Genomic DNA, 8,603 nt, shown 5'->3' on the forward strand with positions numbered 1-8,603 from the left:
TAGGGGTAGCCCTACGCAAAAATAGCTCGATGCCAGGTTTAATTTTACAAACTAAAGCCCTCTAGCTCACGTCATTGCTAGGGGGCTTTAGTTTATCCGGAATTTAGTATTGGATAAGGGGCTTCCAAAAAATAAATCATATCATGTCCGCTTGATTACTTATAATAAAATTTATTAATGTAGGTTGGGTTAAACGGCAGTGAAACTCGACATGAATAACGATCAAATGTTGGGTTTCGTTCCTCAACCCAACCTAATGATATTATAAGTGTTTAACCGGACATGATATTAATCAACAAAAACCAAAAATCCACGCTCCAATAATAATGATAATCATTAATAATTCAATTTGAGGCGAATTGTTTCTTAGCTAGCGAAGAAGAAACAGATTCTTGGTTTGTGATCTCTCATTTGAAAGGGTACGGTTTATGAAAGAATTGATAGTTGGCGATCGGATCACTCCATCAAACACGATCGCCCTTAAATCCCTTATGATTGAAGAAATGCGAAATGTAAATCTGCGCTCGCCTAGTCTTGCACTACCTAAAATATAAACAACATAAAAAGCGATCGCTCGTCCAGCCTGGAAAACTAATAGAGCGATCGCTACTTTCGGTTTTGAAGCCAAGCATGAGAGCCATCTCCCATGCTTAGGTTAAAGGTTTATCGCCGGCTTCTCCCTGTCGTCCCCTGTCTCCCTCTCCTTGTGGTGCAGACATGATTTGCTTTTGCTGTTCTTGTAGCCAGGTTTCAAAGAGTTCATTCAGCAGGCGCACTTTCATGAATTCATCCAGTTGTGCTGGGATAAATTTTTCCAGCCGTAAAATCACAAACCAGTCAGCTATGCGGGTAGGAGGCAATATCTGACCTGGTTGACTACTAGAGAGCATTTGCACCATTACCGGATGTAGTGCGTTCAGTTCAATCGGGCCAACTAAGCCACCAGTTTGGGCTTCTGGACCGAGTGAGTATTCCCGCGCCAAGCCAGCAAAAGAGTTTTCTTTTGCCTGAATCCGGAAGTAAAGTTCTTGGGCAATTCCCACATCCTGGGTTCGCAGCAGGGAATAAATTACTTTGTCTAGTTTTGCCTTGGACTGAAAAAAGTAGGATTCGAGTTTATTACCCCAAGTGGCTTGCTTGAATTTTTCAATTTTCAGCTTACGAGTGGTAATAACTTCTAGTTGTTCGGGAGTCAGCCCTTGATGTGCCATCCAAGCCTGGATGTCTTCTTCATTTTTGAACTGTTTTTCAGCGTAAAACTGCTGTTTAGCTTGGGCTACTTCCTCAAGTGTACACTCTATTGCTACCTTCGCGGAGCGTGAGTTTTGCTCTATCGCCTCATCGATGATCAATTCGCGCTGCAACTGTGGCAGCATTTGGTAATTTGCCAGTAAGGAAATCAGTTCACTAGCTGTGATTGTACGATTACCGATTTGGATCGCTTCAGTCATTAGCTTTCGGGCATCTCAAGAATATCTAGTTTGTTAAAGAAGCTATACCGTAGCCCATTTACTGGGAGCTTTTGTCTTAATCCTACCGAGTGAGGTTAGCATACCTCACTTTCGTAATAATTAAATAGTGACTTGCTAACATACTTTAAAATATACATTATTTGAGTTTTTATCAAAGATTCTACGTAAATACGACCAAATGTGAAGACAAGAACAAAGGAAAATGACTAATGACTGTTCTCTCCACTGCAACTTAGAAGACGAAGTTATTAGACTGAGCTAGGGTGCTTTGAGATAGTCCTCTCCTAAGAAAGGTGTTTTTAGTTAGGTAGAAATACTTGCTATAACTCTAGCTTTGTTTCATTCTGAAGGTGGGCTTTGCACATGGACTGTTAGTAACAAGGCGCGCTTATTTTGAACATTTACAAATTCTCGTGGTCTATTAAGAGTTATCAGAGATGGAAAAAGGCAGCACATCCAATGCTGCCTTTTTCTATGAGCCATCTATGTATCCCACAACCAAAAATTCTAACGTCTATAATGACTCTAAATAGTTCAAAAGATCCGCCATTTCTTGGGCACTAGGTTGGAATTTTGGCATTGGCGGTGTTTCGCCACTAATCACTTGGTGAATCAGCCCATACCGAGACTTGTGCTTTGAAACAGCTTGCAAACTGGGTCCCACTCGCCCATCTGCTTCCAAACCATGACAACCAGCACAGTTAATTTGAAAGATCGCGTGTCCTTGAACTGGGTTTCCTGTTAGAGATAGAACACTCTTGACGTATGGATCGGAGGCTTGAACAAACTGAACACCAAAAAAGCCCAAAGGGACTGCTAGCAGTATGGCTAGCGTCAATAAAACGATTCGCTGAATCAAAATTTCAGGTTTGGTAATCTGGTTATCCAAAAGGTTTGCTGTGAAAGTCTAGGTGTGCTAAAAAGTTTTCATTTCCTACACATAGCTTAAAAGTTCTTGATTGTGTCTGCAAGCACAGAAGACTATTTTCTTGTGGGCAGCCACCCTCTAAAAAGGCTGTAGGGCGCAGGATTCATACCAAATTTGGTAAAATAAAAAACAGGCAACGAATATTTAATAATTACAAAGAGGAGATTTACAGTGGTTGAACCCCTGCTATCAGGTATTGTCCTTGGTCTAGTTTTCGTCACACTCGCCGGACTGTTTTACGCTGCCTATAAGCAATACAAGCGCCCGAATCAGTTGGGGGGATAAGGAGTGCTGTTAGCGCGTTAGCGGGGCGTTTAGCCCGTGCTGAGTGCTGAGGCAGGAGGCAGGAGTCAGAGTTATTTTTCCCCTGCTTCTCCTGCTTTTCTCATTCCCCAATTCTGTAGAAAGTAAGTGATGTGTTGCCGTAAACTTTCTGGCGGCAAATTTCCCAAGTAGGAATCTCTGGCGGTGTCCAACCTTGTGAGGCGTGTTCCACTGCGATTTCGCCGCTAGGATCTAAAAGTTGATAGTGAGCGATCGCTTCTAATACTGGCTGGTACAATCCACTGGCATAAGGTGGATCAAAATAGATTCTATCAAATTGCTTGCCTGATAAAGTCTTTAACTGCTGGGTAATATCTCCCCGTAATACCCGAAATTCTTGGTTGGCATTAGTTACCTGCTGCCAATTTTCTTTGATGGTGGCACAGGCTCGGCTCGATTGTTCAATTCCGACTACTAAGTTAGCTCCTCTACACAAAGCCTCTGCGCCCATTGAACCAGTGCCGGCGCACAAATCTAGCCAGTGACAACCTACAATTTGTCCCTGCCAAATATTAAAGACTGCCTCTCTTACCCGCGCACTGGTGGGTCTAGTTTCTTTTCCTGGTAAAGTTTTTAGCTGGCGATTGCCGTAAATTCTTAGACTCATTGGTCATTGGGGATTGGGCACTTGTACTGAGGGTTGCCGTTGGCGCAGCCTCTCGTAGAAAAGTATTAGTCAATGGCCATTTTCACGTATTAACAAAGGACAAATGAGAAATCACAAATGACAAAAAGAATATTAGGCAGGAATTTTTTCGCGGACTTGAGCAACGAAATTAGACAGGATTTGCAATCCGATATTAGAGGATTTCTCGGGGTGAAATTGGACTGCCATCAGGTTTTTATGGGCGATCGCAGCTGTGACGGTTTGAGTACCGTGGGTGACGGTTGCTGCACGGATTAGCGGGTCTATTGGGTCAACATAGTAGGAATGGACAAAATACACCCAAGGATCGGACGGTAAATGCTCCCATAAAATACTTTTTGGCTGAGTCACTTCTAGTTGATTCCAACCCATGTGAGGAATAGTGATGTCAGGTTCTGAACGAAACCGCCGCACTTTTCCTTTGATAATTCCCAGTCCTGGTTGAGTACCTTCTGCACTTGATTCAAAAAGAATTTGCAATCCTAAACAAATTCCTAAGAAAGGTTTACCAGATGCGATCGCTTCTTTAATTGGTTGTTCCAAACCACGCGCTCGCAGGTGTTGCACTGCTGGATCAAATGCTCCCACTCCCGGTAAGACTATTGCATCTGCTTGCTCTAATTCCTTTGGAGAATAAGTAACATTAGGAGTTGCCCCAGCTTTTTCCAAGCCTTTGCAGACTGAGTGCAAATTTCCCATCTCGTAGTCTACGACCGCAATAAGTGGCATTTACCTGCTCCTTGTAAATTTATTATGGAGGGTTTTTCTATTCTAAATAATATTTGTTATGAAGAAAAGAATTCTATTAACTTCTTTTGATATTTGGCTAAAGGATCAACAGTCGAATTCTTTTGATGATTTATTATTTGAAGTGACCAAACTTGATCTGATACCGCATGACTTAAGTTTTTTACGCCAGTTACCCGTAGATGTGCAACTTGCCAGTACTCAGGTAATTGAACAAATCAATGCAATCCAAGTTGGACTACTTAACCCAAAAAACTCAGGACACGTTGTATCTTTGTCCACGTTCCGGTTCTCAATCGTATTAATTATTAACAAACTGGCACTTTCATAAATTTGTCGGTGCCTGTATGGTGGAGAAAATATTTAAATTTATGTTGTCATTGTTACTAAATTTTCTGCTTGGCCAAACAACTCCTGCCACGCTACCACCTGAAGAAGTGTTGCAACCACAAGAAATGCGTGCTTTACCAGGACAACTGGATACAGTGCCAACGTTTAACAGTAATAGTCCAGAGTTGGTCTTGAAAGAAGGGATTTTACTTTCGACTTTTCCACCAGATGGTAAAAGAGTACCAACGGCACATTTGAATTTTCCCTTTCGGGGGCGATTTGATATTTTTGCCCACCACATTACTAAGGCGGAACCACCAGAAAATTTGCGTAGGCGTAGCCCGTCGAAGACATCGCTCTATCTGGGGATAATTCTGCATAACCCTGGTTCTGAAGCAGTGAAGGTAAACATTTGGCAGGCGGCGAGTTATTTGAGTCAACCGGATGCACCATTTATTCAGTTACCATCTTTGAGTCAAAATCTTTTAGGTAAAGTTTTTGCCGGGCCTGGCGATCGCGTCATGTCTGATGTGCTTAGGGGACAGCGACAAGAGATTTTCCCTGCCCAAATTGATATTCCACCAGGGCAAAGTCGGATGTTATTAAATTTGCCCATTCCTGTCCAGGGATTAACACCACCCTTAAATGGTCGGTCTACGTTAATGCGACTGCAAAGTAATGGCACTGTCTATGCAGCTAGCCTAGCGATGTTTGCACGGGTGAATCCTGATGGTAGTGAGCGATCGCCTACTTTAGAAGAGTGGCAGAATTTACTAGATAATGGTGATTTGGCTGGGCCACGGGATAAAGCGCCCACTCCCCTAGAGCAAACTGGCAAACCTATAACTTATGGGCGTGTTGCTGGAGTGGCTAGTGGTTCACTATGGAGAGCCTTATTAGTAGATAATCCTCAAGTAAGATATCTAACTATTCCCCAGCCTAGTCAAGTGTTTTCCTACGCTCTGAGTACCCTGCATGGCCGTACATTAGGAACTGGTCAAATTCAAAGTGCGCCTATGCTGGTGCGCTATCCTGACACGGCATATCGCGCTCATGGCAATTATGGAATTCAATATAATCTGAAGTTGCCGCTATACAATAATACTCAAAGTCCTCAAATTGTTAGTGTGTCCATACAAACGCCACTCAAAGAGGATCAGTTGGGAAAACTGGGGTTACGCTTTTTGAGTACACCAGCCCCTCAAGTATTCTTCCGAGGAACGGTGCGGGTACGTTACAAAGATGACCAAGGTCAGCCAAAAACAGAGTTTGTGCATTTAGTGCAAAGGAGAGGTCAACCAGGGGAACCGTTAGTTTTATTAAAGATGAAACCAGGCGATCGCTCCTTAGTAGAAGTAGACTTTCTCTATCCGCCGGATGCCACACCACCGCAAGTATTAACAGTGTCAACTCAAGCCGAACCTCGGTAATGAGTCATGGGTAATGGGTAATAGTTTTTCTCCAATTACCTATTACCAAAAAATATTAGTCAGCTGATTCATAACGTTACTAATTATACGCTGTTATAGCAGTCACAGCACTCGAAAAGTTAGAAGCTGTATTTCCGAAGTCGGAAGCAAGGTTTGACCAATGGTTATTAAAGCCTGTGGACATAGATGAGTTGATCGGTGAATTAACTTCTTCATATTGATAAAGCTTTTCACCCCAAGTTTGTGTATTTAGGGTGAATACTTATTCCGCTCCATGCATTGCAATAGAAATAGCAGACTATAGCAGGCAATAAAAGGACGGCATGGCAACCGAGCAAAAAATCAATCAAGAAACTGAGTTAAATTCGCTCCAGCACCTTATTGGAACCCTGATCTTACTGGTAGAGGATGAGCCAGATATTGCAGATTTGCTCATCTTCATTTTGGAAGCAGCAGGTGCAGAGGTCATGGCTTTAACGGATGCAGAAGCAGCCCTTGATTTGGTCGAATCGCTTCATCCCGATATTCTGCTGTGCAATGTGAAGTTGCCCGATCATGATGGAAATTGGTTAATTAAGCAAATTCGGGTGCATTCTTGCCCATCTATAAGACAGTTGCCCGCGATCGCTATCACTTCTTATACACGCGAGGTTTCAAGTCATAAGGCTTTGAATGCTGGTTTTAATCGATTTCTAGTCAAGCTTGACAGTCCAGAGGAAATCGTAAGTGAGATTGTTCACCTGCTATCTACTGATATTTAGTTAAATATAAATGCTCGGTCTTCATGTCGTTTTTGACACTGATTTCACCCAATAGCGGGTGAGTGCGTACAGCTAGCTGTACGCTCCTACAAACGACTCTACCTTGGAAACCATATAACCCTAAGTGGGTAGGGTGAGATTTTAGATATATTTGTTAACCTTATTGAAAACCCTTTGCTGGTTTTTTTTGCCCTTTACCCTTGGGCTTAGATTTATTAACTTCTCCTAAAGCTTCCTGAAATAAGTTATGCAAATGTATGGGTACACTAGCAATTTCTGGCAACTCTGGCTCAATAGGTTTGTGAAATTCTTGCAAAAGTACATCCAAGTCACTTTCAAGGTGAAACTCTGGACGTTGCAAAAGTGTTTGTAACACATTTTCTAATTGAGTTGGATACTGTTGTGCTAATCGATGCCAGATAAAAGCATTAATACTTTTATCTTCCAAGTAGTAGCGAACTAGTTTTTCAGATCCTTGAACACTTTGCCAGTCCTCTGCCGATAAAATTGCTTGTACCTTACTATATGTTGGTAAAAACATTTGTCCCCAACGGGGATGAGAAAGAACCGTTACCTGTTCTGCTTTCCTGAGTTCGGCAGGTAAATCAACCTTTGGCATAACCATTTTGCTATTGCCGCTTTTGCTGTTAAACATCTGAGAGACTACGTTTGAATCAGCACCAAATTCTTGTGCTACTGCTTTGATTTCATCATCTCCAATACCAGCTGCTTCTGCCACTTCCGCTAAGGATTTAGAAGTATCAATTCCTGCTGCTAAAAAGGTTTTTTCAGTAATTACTTCTTGAAATTCCGCTATTTTTTTATTAAGTTGGTATCCAGATAGTGTGATTTCATCAGTGCCAAAAAAGTCCACAAACTGCTGATGATATTGTACTACTGACTGCCAAGCTTCCTCTAGCAAGTCGGGAGCATCGCTGTAAAGATTAGTTTTATAGTTTTCTTTGAAATTACCAATTGCTACAGCAAGTTTTGGTTTACCTAATTTACCCATTATTGTGTAGGGGCCAGAAAACATCCAGTAGCTATCGGTAACAGGAGAAATGCGAGTTAGTAAGATTTCTCCTGGTTTCAACCGAGATATTGCCTGTAATGTTTGAGTATTGTTTGGCTTGACGATGTAGCGTTTATCTGTCAACCAGTTCGTCAATTCAAAACCATCAGGTAGAATATTAGTTATGGCAAATAAGCCAATAAAACTATGATGCCAACTGTTGATCAGGCTGCGATCGCTTTCTTCTAAATCTGGATAGCTTTCGATAAATAACTCTAATGGTGACTTATCACCGACTTTCCCGGCTGTCAAAAAGCTATCGATGATTAAGTCCTGCTGCGTACTATCCCCACTTCCACGGCGCGACTGTGCGGCGGCATAAGTTTCCAGTGCTTGTGCCAGTACGCCTTCAGCATCAAGGACAAAATCAACTAAAGCTTGTTTTAATTGGTGCGATCGTTCTAATATGACATCCACAAGTTAATCTCTCGGTGCAACAGATGTAAATTATAGCTTTTGAGAGAATTTCAGCATCTAGCAATAGCTAGATTTATGGAGATACACACCTAGCGGATTTAGCCGTCAAGCTTCTCTTAAATTAGATACAAGGCATCACACAAGGTCATTACAGATGGTTGCAACTCCAAATTCTAGCTATATTTCTCCAGAAGACTATCTCAAAGGAGAAGAAAGCAGTCCTATCAAGCATGAATATAGACAAGGACAGGTTTACGCAATGGCAGGAGCAAGTAATACCCATGTAATTATTAGCGGAAATCTATTTGCTATGTTGAGAAATCATTTGCGCGGGAGTGGTTGTCAGGCTTATATTTCAGACACCAAAGCACATATTGAGTCGATTACAGCAATTTGATATCAAACCAGCCACAAAGATTGTAAACTTGAAAGATGTAAAAAAACAGATTATTTAGAGATGGCAGCATATTCGATTG

General features: G+C 41.9%; 9 protein-coding genes and 2 pseudogenes. 5 read left to right on the forward strand and 6 right to left on the reverse strand.

All coding sequences use genetic code 11. The annotated features are described in order from the left end of the window. Window positions 1–370 precede the first annotated feature (370 nt). From V7K36_RS29775 to V7K36_RS29785, 3 genes are all read right to left on the reverse strand, one after another. Window positions 371–628 (reverse strand): hypothetical protein, encoded by a 258-nt coding sequence (locus V7K36_RS29775; protein WP_335121251.1) that lies wholly within the window; start codon window positions 626–628, stop codon window positions 371–373. Between the two features lie 22 nt (window positions 629–650). After that, entirely contained in the window at window positions 651–1,451 is an 801-nt protein-coding gene (locus V7K36_RS29780; RefSeq protein WP_335121252.1) for a peptidylprolyl isomerase, read from the reverse strand. A gap of 535 nt (window positions 1,452–1,986) precedes the next feature. Further along, window positions 1,987–2,361 carry a cytochrome c gene (locus tag V7K36_RS29785; RefSeq protein ID WP_335121253.1) on the reverse strand — a complete coding sequence of 125 codons (375 nt, stop codon included), beginning with the start codon at window positions 2,359–2,361 and terminating at the stop codon, window positions 1,987–1,989. Window positions 2,362–2,571: 210 nt separating this feature from the next. Here V7K36_RS29785 and petG point away from each other — a divergent pair, with 210 nt between their 5' ends. After that, entirely contained in the window at window positions 2,572–2,685 is a 114-nt protein-coding gene (gene petG, locus V7K36_RS29790; protein ID WP_063721252.1) for a cytochrome b6-f complex subunit V, read from the forward strand. 100 nt (window positions 2,686–2,785) lie between these two features. Here petG and rsmD read toward each other — a convergent pair whose 3' ends face one another. Beyond that, entirely contained in the window at window positions 2,786–3,331 is a 546-nt protein-coding gene (gene rsmD / locus V7K36_RS29795; RefSeq protein WP_335121254.1) for a 16S rRNA (guanine(966)-N(2))-methyltransferase RsmD, read from the reverse strand. A 132-nt stretch (window positions 3,332–3,463) separates the two neighbouring features. Continuing rightward, window positions 3,464–4,099 (reverse strand): imidazole glycerol phosphate synthase subunit HisH, encoded by a 636-nt coding sequence (gene hisH, locus V7K36_RS29800; RefSeq protein WP_335121255.1) that lies wholly within the window; start codon window positions 4,097–4,099, stop codon window positions 3,464–3,466. Between the two features lie 58 nt (window positions 4,100–4,157). On the opposite strand from hisH, the pseudogene V7K36_RS29805 reads away from it, so the two are divergent. The 3 genes and pseudogenes from V7K36_RS29805 to V7K36_RS29815 form a co-directional block, all read left to right on the forward strand. Next, a pseudogene (locus tag V7K36_RS29805) lies at window positions 4,158–4,349 on the forward strand (peptidase C15); the annotation flags it as partial. A gap of 139 nt (window positions 4,350–4,488) precedes the next feature. Beyond that, window positions 4,489–5,877, forward strand: coding sequence for a DUF3370 domain-containing protein (locus V7K36_RS29810; protein WP_335121257.1), 1,389 nt, complete (start codon window positions 4,489–4,491; stop codon window positions 5,875–5,877). 323 nt (window positions 5,878–6,200) lie between these two features. Then, window positions 6,201–6,638: a response regulator gene (locus V7K36_RS29815; protein WP_335121258.1), complete on the forward strand. Its 438-nt coding sequence runs from the start codon at window positions 6,201–6,203 to the stop codon at window positions 6,636–6,638. Window positions 6,639–6,798: 160 nt separating this feature from the next. On the opposite strand, the gene V7K36_RS29820 is transcribed toward V7K36_RS29815, so the two are convergent. Beyond that, on the reverse strand, window positions 6,799–8,127 hold the full coding sequence (locus V7K36_RS29820; RefSeq protein ID WP_335121259.1) for a hypothetical protein: 1,329 nt from the start codon (window positions 8,125–8,127) through the stop codon (window positions 6,799–6,801). A 154-nt stretch (window positions 8,128–8,281) separates the two neighbouring features. Between V7K36_RS29820 and V7K36_RS29825 the strand changes: the two are divergent. Further along, window positions 8,282–8,512 (forward strand): annotated as a pseudogene (locus tag V7K36_RS29825) (Uma2 family endonuclease); the annotation flags it as partial. Window positions 8,513–8,603: the final 91 nt, after the last annotated feature.

It is taken from the genome of Nostoc sp. (assembly GCF_036919555.1).
GTDB lineage: Bacteria > Cyanobacteriota > Cyanobacteriia > Cyanobacteriales > Nostocaceae > Nostoc.

Coding starts and splice junctions, on each gene's coding strand:
- V7K36_RS29780 (WP_335121252.1), bottom strand. CDS start 1,451: ATGACTGAAGCGATCCAAATCGGTAATCGTACAATCACAGCTAGTGAA.
- rsmD (WP_335121254.1), bottom strand. CDS start 3,331: ATGAGTCTAAGAATTTACGGCAATCGCCAGCTAAAAACTTTACCAGGA.
- hisH (WP_335121255.1), bottom strand. CDS start 4,099: ATGCCACTTATTGCGGTCGTAGACTACGAGATGGGAAATTTGCACTCA.
- V7K36_RS29810 (WP_335121257.1), top strand. CDS start 4,489: ATGTTGTCATTGTTACTAAATTTTCTGCTTGGCCAAACAACTCCTGCC.
- V7K36_RS29815 (WP_335121258.1), top strand. CDS start 6,201: ATGGCAACCGAGCAAAAAATCAATCAAGAAACTGAGTTAAATTCGCTC.